14 protein-coding genes are annotated in these 17,877 nt (G+C 68.5%); 6 read left to right on the top strand and 8 right to left on the bottom strand.

Features of this window, described 5'->3' with window-relative positions; all coding sequences use genetic code 11:
• Entirely contained in the window at nt 1-1,185 is a 1,185-nt protein-coding gene (locus SANBI_RS00645) for an exonuclease SbcCD subunit D (RefSeq protein ID WP_319157978.1), read from the bottom strand.
• Nucleotides 1,186-1,272: 87 nt separating this feature from the next.
• Nucleotides 1,273-1,650, bottom strand: a complete 378-nt coding sequence (locus SANBI_RS00640) for an STAS domain-containing protein (RefSeq protein ID WP_056135029.1) — start codon at nt 1,648-1,650, stop codon at nt 1,273-1,275.
• A gap of 260 nt (nt 1,651-1,910) precedes the next feature.
• Between SANBI_RS00640 and SANBI_RS00635 the strand changes: the two genes are divergently transcribed.
• A complete protein-coding gene (locus SANBI_RS00635; RefSeq protein ID WP_179912067.1) occupies nt 1,911-2,408 on the top strand; it encodes a hypothetical protein in 498 nt (165 codons plus the stop codon).
• Between the two features lie 71 nt (nt 2,409-2,479).
• Here the strand turns inward: SANBI_RS00635 and SANBI_RS00630 are convergent, their stop codons facing one another.
• Together SANBI_RS00630 and SANBI_RS00625 are read right to left on the bottom strand one after the other, a co-directional pair.
• Entirely contained in the window at nt 2,480-3,436 is a 957-nt protein-coding gene (locus tag SANBI_RS00630) for an acetylxylan esterase (protein ID WP_319157974.1), read from the bottom strand.
• 188 nt (nt 3,437-3,624) lie between these two features.
• Nucleotides 3,625-4,305, bottom strand: a complete 681-nt coding sequence (locus SANBI_RS00625) for an NUDIX domain-containing protein (RefSeq protein ID WP_319157973.1) — start codon at nt 4,303-4,305, stop codon at nt 3,625-3,627.
• A gap of 48 nt (nt 4,306-4,353) precedes the next feature.
• Here SANBI_RS00625 and SANBI_RS00620 point away from each other — a divergent pair, with 48 nt between their 5' ends.
• Nucleotides 4,354-5,106: a DeoR/GlpR family DNA-binding transcription regulator gene (locus SANBI_RS00620; protein WP_319157971.1), complete on the top strand. Its 753-nt coding sequence runs from the start codon at nt 4,354-4,356 to the stop codon at nt 5,104-5,106.
• Nucleotides 5,107-5,658: 552 nt separating this feature from the next.
• Nucleotides 5,659-6,039 (top strand): DUF4913 domain-containing protein, encoded by a 381-nt coding sequence (locus SANBI_RS18780; RefSeq protein WP_408669749.1) that lies wholly within the window; start codon nt 5,659-5,661, stop codon nt 6,037-6,039.
• A 107-nt stretch (nt 6,040-6,146) separates the two neighbouring features.
• Here SANBI_RS18780 and SANBI_RS00615 read toward each other — a convergent pair whose 3' ends face one another.
• From SANBI_RS00615 to SANBI_RS00600, 4 genes are all read right to left on the bottom strand, one after another.
• Nucleotides 6,147-6,464, bottom strand: a complete 318-nt coding sequence (locus SANBI_RS00615) for a hypothetical protein (RefSeq protein ID WP_319157969.1) — start codon at nt 6,462-6,464, stop codon at nt 6,147-6,149.
• Nucleotides 6,461-12,433: a DUF6531 domain-containing protein gene (locus tag SANBI_RS00610; RefSeq protein WP_319157967.1), complete on the bottom strand. Its 5,973-nt coding sequence runs from the start codon at nt 12,431-12,433 to the stop codon at nt 6,461-6,463. Before SANBI_RS00610 ends, SANBI_RS00615 begins: the two co-directional genes overlap by 4 nt.
• Before the next feature lie 1,054 nt (nt 12,434-13,487).
• The gene (locus tag SANBI_RS00605; RefSeq protein ID WP_319157965.1) at nt 13,488-14,009 is read right to left on the bottom strand and encodes a hypothetical protein; all 522 of its coding nucleotides are present in this window, start codon (nt 14,007-14,009) and stop codon (nt 13,488-13,490) included.
• A 171-nt stretch (nt 14,010-14,180) separates the two neighbouring features.
• Nucleotides 14,181-15,950: an ABC-F family ATP-binding cassette domain-containing protein gene (locus SANBI_RS00600; protein WP_319157963.1), complete on the bottom strand. Its 1,770-nt coding sequence runs from the start codon at nt 15,948-15,950 to the stop codon at nt 14,181-14,183.
• Between the two features lie 449 nt (nt 15,951-16,399).
• Here SANBI_RS00600 and SANBI_RS00595 point away from each other — a divergent pair, with 449 nt between their 5' ends.
• The 3 genes from SANBI_RS00595 (at nt 16,400) to SANBI_RS00585 (ending at nt 17,872) form a co-directional block, all read left to right on the top strand.
• The gene (locus tag SANBI_RS00595; RefSeq protein WP_056134996.1) at nt 16,400-16,765 is read left to right on the top strand and encodes a hypothetical protein; all 366 of its coding nucleotides are present in this window, start codon (nt 16,400-16,402) and stop codon (nt 16,763-16,765) included.
• An 85-nt stretch (nt 16,766-16,850) separates the two neighbouring features.
• Nucleotides 16,851-17,426 carry a GTP-binding protein gene (locus SANBI_RS00590; protein WP_179912058.1) on the top strand — a complete coding sequence of 192 codons (576 nt, stop codon included), beginning with the start codon at nt 16,851-16,853 and terminating at the stop codon, nt 17,424-17,426.
• A complete protein-coding gene (locus tag SANBI_RS00585; RefSeq protein ID WP_319157959.1) occupies nt 17,423-17,872 on the top strand; it encodes a roadblock/LC7 domain-containing protein in 450 nt (149 codons plus the stop codon). The genes SANBI_RS00590 and SANBI_RS00585 overlap by 4 nt, the downstream gene beginning before the upstream one ends.
• Nucleotides 17,873-17,877: the final 5 nt, after the last annotated feature.

The raw sequence follows: 17,877 nt of genomic DNA, 5'->3' as shown, positions 1-17,877 counted from the left end.
TCAGGCGCTCCGCTCTGCGGCGTTCGCGGTCTCGAAGGCGAGGCGCAGCGCGGCGGTCTCACGGACGTCGGGCTGGTCGCCGGTGACGTGCTGGACGAAGTCGGAGGCCACCACCAGGGGGTCGCTCGCCGTGGTGACGGCGAGGGTGAGGGACTCTCGCAGGCCGCGGTCGGGTGGGCGGTGCGTCATGACGAGGGCGTGCGGGAAGCGCTCCTTGATGCGGGCGTTCATCTCGCGCGGGCGGGCGGGGTCGGTCACCGTCACGCGCACCCAGTCGTCGGCGTGCGGCTCGCCGGCTGCGCCGAGGAGCTCGTCGAGGGTGCCGCTGACCTCGCTCAGCCGACGCGGGACCGGCGCGGGCACGAGCTCGGGCGTCCCGACGACGCCGTCGGGCCCGAGGTCGATCAGGACTGTCGACTTGTGCTGACGCATCTCGGAGAAGGAGTAGGCGAGCGGCGACCCGGAGTACCGGGCGACGGTCCCCTCGCCCGTCGAGACGCGCTGGGCTCCGTGCAGGTGCCCGAGCGCGACGTAGTCCACTCCGTCGAGGACGGCTGCCGGGACTGTGTCGACACCGCCGACCCGGATGTCGCGCTCGGACTCTGACGCCTCACCACCCACGACGAAGGCGTGCGCGACGAGGAGGGAGCGCGGACGGGCGGTCGCTGCCGCCGACCGAGCGGCGAGGTCTGCCCGGACGCGGCGCATGGCCGCGCCGGTGACGGCCTCGTGCGAGCGGGCGAGCGGGGCCTCGTCTTCCTCGCGCAGGACAGTCCGTGCGGCGTCAGGGTCGAGGTAGGGCAACGCGTAGACCAGGGCCGGGGCACCGTCGGTCGTGACGAGCTCGACGGGCCGGCCGACGTCGGCGACCTTGGCGCGCACGTGCACGCCGTCGCGCCACAGCTCGGCACCAAAACCGAGGCGCGTCGCGGAGTCGTGGTTGCCCGGGGTGACGACCACCTGGGTGATCTCGGCGAGGCGGGCGAGCGTGCTGGACAGCAGGGTCACGGCCTCGACGGGCGGGATCGCGCGGTCGTAGACGTCTCCGGCGACCACGACGGCGTCGACGCCCTCGCTGCGGGTCAGCTCGACGAGGTGGTCGAGGTACGCGGCCTGGTGCTCCAGGAGGTCTACCCCGTGCAGAGTCCTGCCGAGGTGCCAGTCAGAGGTGTGCAGGATCCGCATGCCTCGACGGTAACGGCCGCCACCGACACCGAGGAGGCGCCACGGCGGTGGCCTCTGTCACGGTCAGACGGGAGCCTCGACGCAGTGTCAGGCTCCGGCGGCCAGCGAGTCGGACGACTCGGAACGGCGGACGCGGAACTGGTCGCCCATGCCCAGCACCTCGATGAGCTCGAGCAGGTTGTCCGAGGGGTCGAGGAGCTCGAGGTCGAGCGCGCTCTCGGAGCACAGCCTGTGCAGCTGCACGAGGAAGGCCAGCCCTGAGGAGTCGATGAAGGACACGGCACCGACGTCGATGACGACGGGAGCGTTCTGCACGACGACAGTCACCATGGCCTCGCCGGCCTGGTCGCGGAGCGCCGCGTCGATCTCGCCGCGGAGGGTGACGACGGTCTTCCCGCCGTCGGGACCGCAGGTGATGCTCGACTCTGTCCGGTCGAAGGGGGTGCTGGGGTGGGTGTCGTTCATGGTCTTCCTGCCTCGTCCTGCTGTGCTGGGCGCACCGCAGCACTGAGGGTCAGCGCCGTCGGAATCCCCGAGCAAGGGTGTCACACGACGATAACGACCACCACCGACGGTCGCACGCGGATCGGCGCGCAGACAGAGAACCCTCACGTGACCTGCGCGTTCTCTCGCGACGGGCTCAGAAGTCGCAGATCGACCGGGCGGTGGGTGAAGGTTCGGTGCGGTCCCAGGCTCTTCTCAGCGAGATGATGCAGAATCGTGACATGACGTCGAAGACGACGCGGATCGCAGCCGCCAGCCTCCTTGCGCTCACCCTGCCACTGGTGCAGGGCACAGCCGCCCACGCCGAGGTGCGCACGTCCACCATCGTCCCGGTCCGCTCTCAGACCGAGGTCGTCACCCGTGACATCACCCTCGCCGCCGTCGTGAGCCTGTCGCTGCCCGCCACCGTCCGCGCCCAGGTCGACAGCGCGATCATGTCCGCGCAGGCCGCGACCACTGCGGCGCAGTCGGCCATCACCGCGGTCGACACCGCCGACGCCTTCTCGCTGTGGACGGCCCAGACCTCGCTCCACGACGCCCGCACCGCCCTCGACGCCGCGTCGGCCGAGCTGCGGCACGTGACCTCCGCGGTCCAGGGTGTCGACCCGGACGTCACCGCTGCGCTCGACGCGCTCCAGACCGACATCGACGTGCTCCGCGGCGTCGGCTCGGTCGACGTCGGCTCGGTCGACGTCGGGAACCCTGTCGCCGTCGCCTAGGCAGCACGACCGCCAGCACATCCGGCGGCCCACCTGGTCGGCCCTCGCTCCCGAGAACGGTCCTCCTGCCGTCAGTCGCGCAGCCACTCCACGTAGGCGGCGCGCATCAGCCGCGCCTCGCGCTCCTGCTCGGGGTACTCCATGTGCCCGGCGGTGAGCAGCAGCAGCGACCTGGGACCCCCGAGACCCGAGAACACCGACACCTGCCCGACGGGCGGGACGACAGGGTCTTCGCGCGCCGCAGAGACCAGCACGGGCTGGCGGATGCGCCCGGCCGCGGTCGCCGCGTCGAAGTAGGCGACGACCTCGCGGACGCCCGGGTCGTCGAGCGCCGCGAGCCGCACGGACTCCCCGCTGCCGGCGCACGGCGTCTCGAGGCGCACGGGGTGGTTGCCGAAGCTCGGGACGTCGAGGCAGGCCGCCGTGACCCTGGTCTCGAGGGGCAGCGCGAGCGCGCCGATCCCCCCGCCGAAGCTCACGCCCGTGAGGTCGACGCGCTCGGCCCCGGGCACGAGCAGGAGCGCTGCGGTGACCGCCACCCAGGCGTCTTGGACGCAGCCGCGGTGCACGTAGGTGTCGCGGTGCTCGATGCCGTGCAGCACGTGCAGGTCGCCTGTCGACGGGATTCCCTCGACGAGGCCGAGCGTCGGCAGCCCGCGCAGGACCGGCGTGAGCTCGGCCGTGGCCTCGAGACCGAGGGGGTCGTGCGGGCCTTCGGCGCCGCCGTAGCCGTGCAGCCGGACGAGCACCCTGCGCACAGGGCCCTCGGCGGGCTCACTGAGCCAGCCTCCGAGCTCGATCCCGTCGGTCGTGCGCAACGAGACCCGCGTGACGACCCGGCCGCCCTCGCGCGAGACCACCTCAAGGCGCTCGGGCGCAGGGTCCACGGCGAGCGCCTCGTCCCGGGCGACCTGCCAGAACGCGTCGAAGTCGTCGGGTCCGCGACGGACCTCCTCGCTCAGCGGGACGACGAGGGCAGAGTCTGCGGTCAGGTCGAGAGCGGTCGTGGCGGGGGAGGTCGTGGGCACGGGTTCTCCTGCTGGACGGGGTCGGAGGGGCGATCTCCATGCTGCCACTGAGGGCGCGAGTGGCCAGCACCGCAGCGACCAGTCTCCCGTCGCGGCCCGGCGCAGACCTCGCGAGGTACGCAGCCGAGGTGCCGTCTGCGTCGTGCGGGTCGGCGGCTCTTCGTCGCCGGCGCCGGGAGCGCCGACCCTCAGCCGCCGAAGAGGTTGAGCTGCGCCCACTGGAGCAGGATCACCGTCTTGCCGTCGACGATCTCGCCGGACTCGATCATCTCGAGCGCCCGCGCGAAGGGCAGCGCGAGCACCTCGATGTCTTCGCCTTCTTCGACAACTCCGCCGCCCTCCCCGGTCCTGGTGTCCGCCGTGAAGGGCGCCACGTAGAAGTGCAGCCGCTCGGTGACCGACCCGGGGCTCATGTAGAGGTCGAAGACGTGGGTGAGCTCGCCGACCTCGACGCCGAGCTCTTCGGCTGCCTCGCGGCGGATCGCGACGTCGGGGGCGTCGTCGTCGAGCAGCCCCGCGGCGGCCTCGACGAGCATGCCGTCGGGGTGGTCGTTGACGTAGGCGGGGTAGCGCAGCTGACGGGTGAGCAGGACGGTCTGGGCCGCGAGGTCGTAGAGCAGGATGGTCGCGCCGTTCCCGCGGTCGTAGGTCTCGCGCTGCTGCGTGGTCCACGTGCCGTCGGCCCGGCGGTAGTCGAAGGTGGTGCGGCGCAGCACGTGCCACCCGTCCGAGGTGACCTCGACGTCGCGGACCACGACGTCAGGGTTGCGGTCGAGGTCGCGGCCGACCTGGTCGAGGCCTATGCGTCCGCGCGAGTCAGGAACGTCGACGCCGGGGCGGGGGGCGGTCTGCTCTTCGAGTGTCGTCATCGCGCTAGACTACGACAGAAACGTGCAAAACTCGGAAGGAACGTGCACATGCTGGTCGCTGAACGACATGCTCTGCTGCTCGACCGCCTCGCCCGCGACGGGCGGGTCGTCGCACGCTCGCTCGCCTCCGAGCTGGGGCTCTCCGAGGACACGGTCCGCCGGGATCTGCGAGAGCTCGCGGCAGCGGGGCTGTGCCAGCGCGTGTACGGCGGCGCTGTCGCCTCGTCGCCGGCCGTCGCTGACTACACGGCCCGGACGACGGTCTCCCCCGAGAGCAAGGACCGCGTCGGCGCCCGCGCCGCACGGCTGGTCGAACCCGGAATGACCGTGATGCTCGACGGCGGGACCACGTCGCTCGCCGTCGTCCGCGCTCTGCCTGCGGACCTGCGCTGCACGGTGATCACGCACAGCCCGACCGTCGCCGTCGCGCTGCTGCCCTACGAGGGCGTGGAGGTGCTGATCCTCGGTGGGCGGCTGTTCAGGCACTCGGCCGTGACGAGCGGCGCGGCCGCCGTCGAGGCTGCTGCGGGAGTCTCGGCCGACCTCTTCCTGCTGGGCGTCACCGGGGTGCACCCCGACGAGGGGCTCACCACCGGCGACGCCGACGAGGCCGCGATGAAGCGTGCGCTGTCACGGCGCAGTGCCGAGACAGTCGCCCTCGCGAGCGAGGAGAAGATCGGGGCCGTGTCGAGATTCCGCGTGCTGCCTCTCGACGAGGTGACGACTGTCGTCGCCGACACGACTGACAGCACGGCGACAGCGCGGCTGCGGGAGCGCGGGGTGATTGTTCTGGACGCCTGAGGGTCGCCGCAGGGCGGTAACAGTCGTCAGATCGCCGACGTGGCCGTCGGCGGGGCAGCCGGTGACTTCACGGCCATGCCCAAGACCGAGCCGTCGCACTGCCCTTCGGGTCGCACTCCACGCTCATCAAGACCCAGCCGTGGATGACCGGTAAATACGCCGACGCGGTCAAGGCGTCCATAGCAGTGCACGGCCCGCAGGCCGCCACTACCATTCGCGAGGCGGAGAAGAAAGCCGCTGTCGTGGGCGCCACCGACAGTGCAGTGGAGGGGTCGTGAGTGAGTGGGGCGCGGACTACGACGACCTGCCCGCCGCCCCACCACCACCGGCCCCCGAAGCAGCAACGTCGCTCGGTAAGAGTCTGGACGGCATTGCCGATGAGCTCATCGGCCAGGCGGTCCAGGCCGCTGTACGTCAGCAGGCCGCCCAGATCGCCAAGACCACCGTCGAAGAAGCCCTGACCCTGCAGCTGCTCGAGCAGCTGCGGACCACGGCGGTGGAGACCGCTGCTCAAACGACTACCGCGGTGCCCGAGTCCTCGGCCGGCCCTGCATTTGGACCCGAGGGGGCGAGGAGGCGCCGTCGACGCTCTACTTCGAGTATGTCGATGAGTTCGTCCGTGAGTATCTCATTCACCATTACAAGCGCCCCTCTCCGACCGCGGCACATCAGCGGTGTGGGCACCGGAATGGTGGCGCTACCAAGAAGCGATCGACCGATCAGAAGATCTCTAGGCGAGCCTGGGATTTCCTACGACTGGACCCTTCGACCGGGATGAGCCTGTGGTGGCGTGACCACGCCGAACACCACATAGTCACCCTGCCCGGCCCTGGCGGACCGTTCCGCGGAGCCTCTGGCAAGAGCGACCGCGGCGAGCCGCTGCCCTACACCGCCCATCCCGCAGGCTTTTTCAGCAACATCTGCGAGGGATAGGACTTCAGACGCGCTCCACCCGCGATTGGACCAGGTCCTCCGCAGGCCGCACCAACCCCGCGACCTTCTCCTCAGTCAGACGCAGCGGGAGAAGGAGCGCGTGGCCTCTAGTGCGTTTCACCTTCTCTTCGACGGTACACCCATCGCTCGCCCGATTCGAGCTCACGCTCTACTTCTCCTGGCAGCGCGACGGCGGTGAATCGAATGTCAACAGGTGGAAGAAAATCAGCAATGACGTACGCCCCCACCTCGTCAACAATCTCCTGCTCTTCATCGCTCACAACTTCGTAAATAAACCTAGCTTCGATGAGCGGATACGACGGCTTGACCGCAATCGCACGCAGCGTCGGTGTAACCATGTCCCAGAGAGCTCGCTGAAAGGACAGCAATACCTCTATCAGAAAAGAATTTGGATCGGTTGTCACTGGGACCTCCCTGGAACTATGTGAATGCTTCCATTCGCGCGGTAGTGGAGGATCCCGACCGTGGTCGGGCTGCTCGCTCCGACCTCCGGGGCGTAGGTTCCGATGTCATAGCCGAAGTCTATACGCTCCCTGAATCCTGCGTATCCTCTCGGAACATTTCCCACGGGCGTTCCAGTGCCAGCGCGCTGAAGGAGAAGCTCTGGATTGGCCGTGAGGGTGCTGCGCCCCGGCATGTAGCTTCGATGACCAGGGATGTGTTTTTCCTGTTGACCCCAGTGCACCGTCGGCGGTCCGGCGATGGGCCTCGAGCCTCCGGCTGGCGCCGGGGCGGGAGCAGGGACCTTATTGCCGGTCTTGGGTATTTTAGCCAGTGTCGTGCCGGCCCGGGCGGTCCCGGTCCCCAAACTGGCTGCTCCGGCGAGGCCTAGAGTCGCGTGGGTGGCACTCCTCCCAGCTTCGGTGAAGCAGCCTGCGTTCGCCGCGTCGGAAGCTGCGGCACCGTCCATGAGGACGTGGTACATCGGGTTGTAGAACATGCCGGCCTGGTAAAGCCCACCTTCGGCCATGTCCGCATTCCACTGATCCTTGATGCCTTGGACTGTCTGCCTGGGGTGCCGGACCGTCTGCCACGCACCGGTGGCCGTGTCCGCGATTCCCTGGCCAATCCCCTTGGTGCTGTCTACCCAGAGTGTCTTGTACTCGTCCCAGCTAGGGAGGTCAGGCCATCCCCACTGGCCGGTGACATCTGTGAAAACGAGGGGGTTGTTGAAGGAGTAGGCGTGGCCATTGTCGGCGGGGTCGCCGTTGGCGGCTCGCATCGGGTCGGCGCTGAGGAACTGGCCGGTACGTGGGTCGTAGTCACAGGCTCGCATGTCGTATAGGCCGGTGAGGCCGTCTTGGTACTGGCCATCGAAGGCGATCGTCGGGGAAGAGGTCATGGGATCGAGGACACGGCCGAACAGGTCGGGGTCCCAAGCCTCTAGCAGAGTCGTTCCATCGGCTTTGGCTTCGGCGACGACGTTGCCGAACGGGTCGGCAAGCAGCCAGGACGTGAGTCCGTTGGAATCCGCTGACGCGAGGAGCCCTCCGGTTGCAGAGGTGGGATCGGACAACCATGCGGTGGTGAGGTTGCCGTTCGCGTCGTACTCGCCGTTGCGAACGGGCACTTCTCCGGTGGTGGCCCAGGTCCACGAGGTATCCAGGACACCGTCGATTGTGCGGGCGGTTCGGTTTCCGTTCGGGTCGTAGCCATACTGCAGTTCACGGTCGTCTTCGAGCTCCACCTGGGCGAGCCGGCCGTCGGGGCTGAACGAGTACGACCGTGCACCGTCGGGCGTGGCACTGGTCTCGAGGCTGCCGTCAATGCTCCAAGTGTTCGACAGAGACGGGACGTCATCCGTGGTGACTGTGAGCAGCTGGTTCGCGGCGTCGTAGGCGTAGGCATCGAGTGACGGCTGTGCGCCCGAGTCGGTGACGATGGTGCGCGAGGAGCGGTTCCCGAGGGCGTCATACGCGTAGGTGTTTTGATGCGAGGTGCCATCGCACGGACCTGAGTCCGTGTCGCACTCGTTCGTCACTCGTCCGGCAAGGTCATAGGTGTACGTCGTTGCGGTGGGCGCGAGGGGATCGAGTCCGTTGCGGTCGTCGGTGACGCTCACTGGGAAGCCGCGGCCGTCACGGTCGACCTGGTACGACGTGAGCACTGTCGAGCCGACCGAGTCTGATTGGGCCGTCAGGCGACCTGCCCGGTCGTAGGCGTAGGTTGTCGTAGCCGGGACGAGCGAATTCCTCGACACTGCGGTCGGTCTACCGGAGGCGTCGTACTCGAATGACACGTCAGAATCCGGTCCGGTGCCCTCCGCTGTGGCCTTTGAGACGCGACCCGCCGGATTGTAGTAGTAGAAGGCACTACTTCCCGTCGACTGGGCTGCACTTTCGAGGCGACCACCGCCGGTGTAGGTATACGTCGTCGACATGGGCGTGGTCGCCTGGGAGTCGACGGTCACGGTGCGTCCGAGGCCGTCGTAGCCGTAGGTCGTTGATGTGGCGGCGATGCCGTCATCGGCCCGGGTTGCGGTGAGGAGGCGCCCGGCGGGGGAGTAGGTGTAGGCCACCGCCGGGGAGGTGTCGCTGTAGGTGATGGAGCTCTTGCGGCCGGCGGTGTCATAGCCGAAAGACGTAGTCACGCCAGAGGGAGCGGTTGAGGAGACCAATCGCCCAGCAGAGTCGTAGGCAGCTGCGGTCGTACGCGCGAGAGGGTCGGTCTGGGTGAGGAGATTCCCTGACAGGTCGTAGGTGTACTGGGTGGTGTTGCCCAATGCGTTGGTCACTGCGGTGAGGTTGCTCGCAAGGTCATAGGTGAAGTGGGTCTCAGCGTTCATCTGGTCGATCGCTGTGACCACGTTGCCGGCCGGGTCGTAGACCTTCGTGACGGTGCCGCCTGCTGGGTCGGTGACGGTGGTCGGCCGCCCCAGTGCGTCGTATGCGGTGGATGAGATGTTTCCCAGGGCATCAGTGGTGGTGGTCAGCTGGCCGTCGGCGTTATAGGCGAACGTCGTGGTGAAGTCGCCAGGATCGGCGCCGTCGATGTTTCCGCGCGGGTCCACGACAGAGATCCTGCGGCCGTCGAGGTCGTAAGTCATCGTCTGGCGCTCGCTCGCACGGTCGTAGGACGCGCTCTGGGTCTCCACCGCAACCAGCTGGTCAGCCGCGTCGTACACGTAGCTCGTGAAGACACCGTCACCGTCTCCCCGCCACAGAAGCTGCCCCGTCCCCGAGAACCAGCTCGGCGTTCTTCCGGCGGTCCCGGTCTGCGTGACCACGTTGCCGCGGCCGTCATACTCGTACTGCTCGACCACACCGTCGGGATCCACCATCTCGGTGACGCGTCCTGAGGTGTCGTACGAGAAGGACGACACTCCGCCGCCCGGATCAGTCTGGGTGGCGACGCGCCCTTGCGCGTCGTAGGTCATGGTTGTCTTGCCGCCCGTCGCGTCAAGGGTGCTGATAGGTCGCCCCGCGGAGTCGTACTCGTACTCGGTCACACCCCCCAGTGGATTCGTCTGGGCGATAACCCGACCGGCCTCGTCGTACTCGCTGGTGGTCGTAGCACCGGAGGACGTTTGCGTGCTGATGACGCGGCCCGCCGCGTCATAGGTGTACTCCGTCCACCGGCCCGCGCTGTCTTCTTGACGGTTCAAGCGACCCGCAGCGTCGTACTCGGACTCCCAGACCCCGCCGACCGCGTCCGTCTGGGTCAGCTGGCGACCAGCAGTGTCGTAGGTGTACGACGTAACTGCGCCCATGGGGCTCGTTACCGACGTCCTTCGGTGCGCACCGTCGTAGGTATATGCAGTTACAGCACCGGACGGGTTGGTGACGCTCACGAGGTCACCCACAGTGCTGTAGGCATACGTGGTCGTGCGGCCCAGCCCGTCGGTGGATGTTGCGAGCAGCCCACCTACGCCACCATCGGCCGCGGTGGTGTAGGTGAATGTGCTCTCGGTCGTGTCTGTAGTCAGGCGCACCATCTGCGCGGCAGAGTCGTACTCGTAGTGCTCGCAGAAGGAGTCGGCGTCGCAATACGACGTCAAAAGGTCGTTGTCGTCGTACTCCCATCGCTCAGTCAGGAAGGCCGGTGCTGGCCCCACGCGCTGTACGAGACGGTCGCGATCGTCGTAGTCCTCGCGGACGTAGTCATCCGACGGTTGAACGAAAGCCGAGGCGTTGTTGTCACCGTCGTAGAGGATCTCTGTCGACACCCCGGCGCCGTCGATCTGCTCAACCAGGTTGAGGCCGCTGTAGACGTCCTGGCGCGTGACGCCCGTAGGGTCGGTGACAGTGGCTGTCTGAGCTGTCTCGTCCCAGGTGAAGGTGGTCACGCCGCCGGTCTGGTCCGTCTGGCTCGTGATCCGACCTGTCGCCGCGTCATACGTGTTCTGGGCGCGAACGTTGCCGAGCGGGTCAAGGATCTGGGAGATTCCGCCGGTGGCCGAGTCGTACGCGAAGGTTGTCGTCGCACCGGCGATGTCCTTTACGGTCGTGAGTCGGCGCGAGCCAGCGGTATCGGTGTATCCGTACTCGACGCGGCGACCGTCGCTCGAGTCGACCGAAACCAACCGAGCGTCGCCGCCAGTCGCGTCCCATCCCAAGGTCGCGGTCTGGCCGAGGGAATCGGTGATCTGAGTAAGGGTGCCGGCGGTGTAGGCGAAAGAGAGCCCCTTACCGTAACGATCCGCGGAGGTGACCAGCTGACCGGCAGCATCGAAAGTGAGGGTCTCGCCGTTGAGGTTCCGCAGGACCCGGCTCCCGCCATCGCCATCCGTGAGGTCCGCCGAGATCGCGGGGTCGAGCGGCGCATACTCGCCTCCCACCAGGGGTGCGAACCGCATCTGGGTGCCAGAGCCGTCCCGGAAGACGAGGTTGTTCTCGTCGTCGGGCGTCAGAGTCATACCGTAGGCGAATGACCAACCGGGCCCGAACGGACCGGACGCCGGGTCCAGGCTGTTGTAGGTCCGCTGGATGTCGATTTGCTGGCCGACGCTTCTGATGAGGAGGTCGTCGTACTGCTCGACCATTGAACCTGTCGCCGTGTTGATGGGGTCCGCTGCCAGAGCCTGATTGCCCGTCGAGGTCCCTCCCCAACAGTCGCATCCAAAGGTCTGCTCAAGCCGGAGCGGGCGGGGAACTGGATACCTCTCGTAGACCAGCCGAAGGCCTGGAGGAGAAATGTATGCTCCATAGTCAGGGCCATCGGGATCGACCTCATATTCGGTGTAGGAGCGCTTCTCGTGCCCGATAGCGAAACCGACGAAGGTGCCCGTCGGACCCTCTCCCGCGACAGCCGCCTGGACAGAGTCGGTGACGTCCGACCACCAGGGGTCGTAGTGGTTCACTGCCCCGCGCGAGCCTATGAGGTAGGGAGCTTCGGTGTACTTCGGGGCACCGCAGCGCGCTGCCGCCAGATCTGCCCCGGTGCTCGATGAATCGATGCGCGCGCACAGATCGTGTGTCTCCGGCGCGCGCCAGTAGTCGTTCCCAATTACCGTCACGTCGGAGACCTGGCGACCGACAAGACTGCTCATATCCGCGCCGACGTACGTCAGGTAGTAGCCCAGGTCAGTTGGTGAATCCTCCCACTCCTGTGGATCCCCGATGATCGTCGAGCCGTCGACCGGGCCCGCCAGCAGGCACGGTCCACCGCCACAGGTCGTGGCGCCGATCGGCGCGAACGCCACCTCGAGTTCGAACTCGTCTGTCCAGGTCTCGTCCACCCATACGATTGCGGGGTCAAGTACCACCGGGAACTGTGCGGTCGCGGCCCAGGTTGGGTCGAGTGACAGGTCAATCGTGTACCCGCCGTCGATCGTCTCCACGATCTGATGGGCGCTTCCGGCGATGCCAGTACCGCCGTCCGCGCCGACCGACCACGCTGCGGGAGCCGGCAGGCTCAGCGACGACTCGAACGCCACGTTCGAGGCGAACGACCAGGACTCGTCCTCGCCAGCGACCGGCGCGCCCAGCACGCCGGCGGTGTCGGTGATGACGAACTCGAATGACTGTTGCACGGAAGAGTCCGCAAGGATGAAACGCTTCCCAAGACGCCCTCCCTCAGTCCTCAGCTCCAGATCAACCCCCGGGTATAGGCCGGTGTAGACCACGGCCCCGTCAGCTCCGAGGGTCGGCGCGGAGACCTGGGCGCCAGGCAGCGAGAAGACGATCTCGCCACCCAAGCCATCGACCGTCACGAGGCGCTCGGCCGTCGTGCCGAAGTGGACAGGATTGACCAGCCCGAGGGCCTCGAAGGCCCACTCGCCCGTGCCAGCGGTGATTGTCGGGTCGACGGACTCCCACCCATCGGCAGACCGTTTGAAGGCGGGCTGGGCGAACACCTCCATCGTCGTGGACTCACCATCACTGGTGGTGTGTGTGCTCGGCGTCCACGACTCCATGGAGAGCGCCTCGGGCACCTGAGGAGTCGTCGGGTCTGGCGGCTGGGGCTGCGCAGGCGCGGCATGCGGCGCAGGTGATGCTGGGGCTGTTTGCGCTTGAGCGGGTGCGACCAGAGAAGAACCCAGAACCGACAACGCAGCCGCACACGCAGCTACGCGCAATCTCGCTGTCCGAAAACGCCGACCCGCGTGAAACGACATGAAGTCTCCCCCTGGACACCGGTACCACATCCTTATCCGGACACATCGGCATTGATCGCTGGAAACTTGAGCTTCAAGCGTTCAGCACCTGACGCACACAGCTGACACCTGCTTCCACGATCGCCTCACGCTGGAAGTCCTGGTCGAACCTCGCCGCGGGCCAGGATCGTCCTCCTCGTTCGGACGGGCCCGAGGGGAGAGGTGAATGGGGGTCCCGTCGTGCCCCTGAGGTCGGGTGGAGCGGCGAAGCGATTGGGCTCAGACCGTCCACAGGTGCGCGAGAGGCATACCCAGCCCACGGGTGGCCTCTGGTCCCACCCTTCCAATGCTCCAGCGACCTCGCACCGCTGGGCGCCCTCGCGTACGCCAGAGGAGGCACCAACGACTCTCTGCTGTGTCAGCACCCGCCCCTGCCCACGTGTGGACGGCTTGAGGTAGATCCTTCGGGTTCATCCCGACCAAACGTGGACAGCGGGACCCACCAGGCCCGCCCGCACACGGGACGCACCCTCACCATCCGCGTGTCTCTCGCGTCGGAGGGAGTGCGTCCTGTGCACGGCCTCCAACACCTGAACTCATCTCACAACCAAGACCCGCAAAGCCCCCAGCACAACGCCGCCCGCGCGAGCTCGACCGGGCCTGATTTGCACTGATGTTCCGGCTTCGGAACATCAGTGCCAACCGCTCGCTGGCGGGTACAGATCCGTTCGCAAGTTCGTGCGCTCTAGGGCCCGCAGCACGCAGCCGGCCGCCGACCATGTGGACGATCAAGTGCTGTTGCCGTGCTGGTCATCAAGGCGACGCGCTGACCCTCGCCACCTGCTGGACGGCGGTGCCCCGCCCCGGGGCGTGACTGCCGACCCTGCCGCGGTCAGCCCTGGGACGGTCCGAGCACCATCGCCGACCACGCGCCGTCTCGGTCGGCACCCGAGACGCTGAAGCCGACTCCCGTCACACCATCGGCCTCGAGGGCGAGCTCGGTGTCCTCCCCGCACGGCAGAGCCCGGAACGTCGTCGCCGTCGTCTCAGTGCCTGCCCCGTCGGAGGTGGTCGACAGGTGGACCGTCAGGTCCACAGTGCTCTCGCCGAAACAGGATGCGAGAACACCCCGGACAGCAACCTGTCCTTGACCGAGCTCCACGGCGACCGACTGCTGCGCCGCCTGCTCGTCGTCGAGCTCCTCGGTGGGGACGACGACCCCGGACGCCGACCCGAGGCTGTCCTCTGTGACCACCCCGGCGAAGGGCCGGTTCATCCATTCCTGGATCTCCTCCGAAGGTCCCCCTACGGGCGTCTCCTCGGAGGTCGCCCCGTCGGACGACGAGCACGCGCCGAGGATGAAGGCGACGGCAAGGACTGGAGCCCATCGGACGACAGTGCTGGTCGAGATCATCCGAGGAGCCTAGCTCCGCGGGGGTGTCCGAGGACACCATCACACGCACGGCCCTCACGACCCCAGCGGTAGGAGCCAGCGCTCCCTCTCCCCGCGTGCCCTGCCCAGTCCACGCCCACAGGACGACTCAGCCCGATCAGCCCAACCCTGCCGCACAGACCAGCAAGCACCTCACCCCAGCGCCAGCGTCGACCCCTTCCACGTCCTGCGGAACCACCGGTCGTGCGACGCCACGACGATCGTCCCCAACGCCGTCTTCACGGCCTCGCCGAGCTCTTCGGCGAGGCTGAGCGAGATGTGGTTGGTCGGCTCGTCGAGCAGCAGCACCTCGGGCGCCTGGGCGACGAGCATCCCGAGGACCACGCGCCGGCGCTGACCCGTGCTCAGCTCGCGCAGCGGTCTGTCGAGGTCGTGGCGTCCGACGAGGCCGAAGTCCGCGAGGGCCTCGGAGGCGCCGAGCAGCGTGAAGAGCTCGCGCGGAGAGCGGACGTCGTCCTGCAGGTAGATGTCCTGCTCGAGCAGGCCCACCCCGACACCGGGGGCCTGGGTGACGGTCCCGCTCGCAGGCACCACGTCACCCGCGAGGACCGAGAGCAGGGTCGACTTGCCGGAGCCGTTGGGGCCCGTGACGAGCAGCTTCGTCCCGGCGACGAGGTCGAGCGACGCGATCTCGAGCCGTCCGGGAACCACTACATCGCGCAGCGACATCACGACGCCGCGCCCTCCCTCTGCTGCCATGCCGTAGCTGCTGGGGCTGAAGACGAGCAGGCGTGGCGGGCGCCGGACCTGAGCGGCGCTCAGCGTGTCGATGCGCTGCTGCACGTTCCGAACGCGCCGTGACACCTGCGACTGGACCCTGTCACCGCGTCGGCCGTAGGCCATCTTGTTGTTGTCGGTCGCGTCGCGTGAGTGCGAGACCTTCCGGGCCGTCGTCCCGATCGACTCGCGCAGGTCGGCGAGCTCCTCCTGCTCCTGCGCGTACTGGCGCTCCCACGCAGCCCGCTCGTCACGCTTGGCCTTGCGGTACTCGCTGTACGCACCGCCGTAGAGCGTCCCGCTCGTGCCCTCTGCGGTCGGGTCGAGGTCGAAGATCTCCGTGCAGACCTCGTCGAGGAAGTCGCGGTCGTGGCTCGCGAGGACCACGGCTCCGGGGATCGCGGCGACGGCCGAGGCGAGGAACTTGGCCGCGTCGTCGTCGAGGTGGTTGGTCGGCTCGTCGAGCAGGAGCGCGGCGGGCTGACGGATGAGCAGGGCCGCGAGGCCGAGCCGTGTCCGCTCGCCACCGGACATCTGGGCGACGGTCCGCCCGCGGACGTGCTCGATGCCCAGGCCCGCGAGGGTGATCTCGGCTCGGCGGTCGGCGTCCCAGACCTCGGCGGCGTCACTGCGCGCGAGGGCCGTCGCGTAGGCGGCCTCGGCCTGCTCCCGCGCCTCGCGAACGAGGGTGCGGGAGTCCACGGTGTCGCCGTCGCTTCCTGCACCTCCGGTGCTCGCTCCCCCGTCGGTGCCGTCGTCGACGACCGACGGCAGCGCCGCGAGCGCGGCGGCGGCCGACGCGAGGTCAGCCTCGACCGCTCGGACCTCCGCGAGGGCGTCCGCGACGACCTGCTCGACCGTCGCGGTCAGCGGGTACGGGGTCTCCTGGTGGAGGAAGCCGAGGTCGTCGGGGCGGACGACCGAGCCACGGTCGGGCTCCTGCTGCCCGGCGAGGAGGCGGAGCAGCGTCGACTTGCCGACGCCGTTCTCGCCGACGAGCCCGACCCTGTGGCCGGGTGGGACGTCGAGGTCGACGCCGTCGAGGACTGTGCGGTCGCCGTAGGCGAAGGTCACGTCGAGGGCGCGCAGCGCGACGGCGCCGGGCTCACCCTCGGCGAGAGCTGCCGCGTCGGCTGCGGCGGTGAGGTCGTGCTGAGGACTCGGGGTGCTGTGCTGGTGGATCATGGAGCTCCTACCCGCTGCGCGGTGCTCGTCCGTGCTCGTCTGTCCTCGTCGGGCGCTCGTCGACCACGGTCGGGAGGCTCAGCAGGGGTCGGCACGTGTCGGCACTGCGGTCGGGTGCGTCGGTCGGACTGGTCCGGGGCGGCTCACATCCACATGCGACCAGTCTGCCCTGCCGGGCGGGCGGTCCGCGACGTGATTGATCGCCGGGGCGCGGTCCCCGACCGGTCCCGCGAGCGCGCGCACGGGTCGTCAGCAGAGCAGGACCGAAGGCGGAGCGGGGACGGAGCAGAGCGGGCGGGACCAGGTGTGGTCGGTCGCAGAGACACAGATCACCCGAGATTCAATCGGATTCAACTAACGCTCGGCCTCGCGCGTCCCGATGAACCTCGTGGACGGGCGCCCGGACCGCGGCCCCTGCTCTCCCCCACCACCTCGCAAGGACGTTCATCGTGACCACAGTCGACCAGACCCTCCAGGCCGCCCTCGGGATCGACGGCGCGCTCGCCACAGCGCTCGTCGACTACGAGAGCGGCATGTCCCTCGGCCAGGCCGGCTCGGGCATCGACCTCGACATCGCCGCCGCCGGCAACACCGACGTCGTGCGCGCCAAGATCCGCACCATGCAGCACCTCGGCCTCAGCGGGAAGATCGAGGACATCCTCATCACCCTCGACACCCAGATCCACCTCATCCGCCTGCTGCAGAGCCAGTCCGGCAGCGGCCTGTTCCTCTACCTGGTGCTCGACAAGTCGCGCTCCAACCTCGCGATGGCCCGCCGCCAGCTGCTCAACCTCGAGCGCGACCTCGACATCTGAAGTCCCGTCGACCCACGCCCGACCCTGGGACGGACCGGCCCACGGCCGGCCGCCTCCCGCTCCCCCGACGGACCGAGGACCTGACGTGACCGCGAGCGCCCCGACCAAGATCGTCGTCACCGGACCCTTCGGTGCCGGCAAGACGACTTTCGTGTCGACCCTGTCCCAGGACCCGGTGGTCTCGACCGAGCGGGCGGTGAGTGACGCGACGGTCGCGGTCAAGACGTCGACGACCGTCGCGATGGACCACGGCGGCCTGCACGTGACGCCGCCGCCGGGGGCCTCGTGGGGCGCGCACCGCGTCGGGCTCTTCGGCACCCCCGGGCAGCAGCGCTTCTCCTTCATGTGGACGATGCTGGCCCGCGACATGGACGGGTACGTCGTCCTCGTCGACGCGAGCCGCAGCGAGAGCGTCGCCCAGGCGCGGGACATCGTCGCGGCCTTCGCAGACCTCGCCCCCTACGTCCCGCGCCTCGTGCTGGTGAGCCGCTGGGCCGACCCTGCGGGGACACGCGCCGAGCTGGCCGCGGCGCTCGGCACGCCGGTCCAGTCCCTCATGCCCTGCGACCCGCGCGACCTCGCCGACGCGACAGCCGCGCTCCACGTGCTCCTCGACGGGGTGCAGACCCTCTCCGGACGAAAGAAGCAGCAGACCCCATGATCGTCAGACAGCACGCGCTCGGCGTCGCCGCCACGCTCCGCAGCGAGATCCCCGGCATCCGCCGTGTCCTCGTGGCGCGGACCGACGGCCTGCCCTTCTACGACGACGGTGATCCTGCGCTGCACGACAGCTCGGCCGCCGTGGTCGCGACGGTCCTGGGGATCGCCCAGCAGTCCGGCATGGCCTTCGGGCTCGAGGGCCTCGAGATGACCACGGTGCGCGGGCCTGCGGGGTCGATGGTCGTGTACGCGGTCGACGACCACCACCTGCTCGCCGTCGTGACCGAGCCGAAGGTCAACCTCGTGCTGCTCGACAGGGTGGTGCTCCGGCTGATCGCCGGGATGGTCGGCGCGGGGCCGCAGGGGGCTGGGTCTCGGGGGTCCGGGTCTCAGGGTGCCGGGTCTCTGGGTGCCGTTCTCCCACGGCAGGCGGCGCACGCGCTCTGACGCCG

It is taken from the genome of Sanguibacter biliveldensis, assembly GCF_033798665.1.
In the GTDB taxonomy this organism is placed as follows: Bacteria; Actinomycetota; Actinomycetes; order Actinomycetales; family Cellulomonadaceae; genus Sanguibacter; species Sanguibacter inulinus.
This window is presented reverse-complemented; position numbering and strand designations above follow the sequence as displayed.

Bases quoted from the DNA above. Each gene is read 5' to 3' on its own strand.
- SANBI_RS00645 (WP_319157978.1), bottom strand. From the start codon at position 1,185: ATGCGGATCCTGCACACCTCTGACTGGCACCTCGGCAGGACTCTGCAC.
- SANBI_RS00640 (WP_056135029.1), bottom strand. From the start codon at position 1,650: ATGAACGACACCCACCCCAGCACCCCCTTCGACCGGACAGAGTCGAGC.
- SANBI_RS00635 (WP_179912067.1), top strand. From the start codon at position 1,911: ATGACGTCGAAGACGACGCGGATCGCAGCCGCCAGCCTCCTTGCGCTC.
- SANBI_RS00625 (WP_319157973.1), bottom strand. From the start codon at position 4,305: ATGACGACACTCGAAGAGCAGACCGCCCCCCGCCCCGGCGTCGACGTT.
- SANBI_RS00620 (WP_319157971.1), top strand. From the start codon at position 4,354: ATGCTGGTCGCTGAACGACATGCTCTGCTGCTCGACCGCCTCGCCCGC.
- SANBI_RS00605 (WP_319157965.1), bottom strand. From the start codon at position 14,009: ATGATCTCGACCAGCACTGTCGTCCGATGGGCTCCAGTCCTTGCCGTC.
- SANBI_RS00600 (WP_319157963.1), bottom strand. From the start codon at position 15,950: ATGATCCACCAGCACAGCACCCCGAGTCCTCAGCACGACCTCACCGCC.
- SANBI_RS00585 (WP_319157959.1), top strand. From the start codon at position 17,423: ATGATCGTCAGACAGCACGCGCTCGGCGTCGCCGCCACGCTCCGCAGC.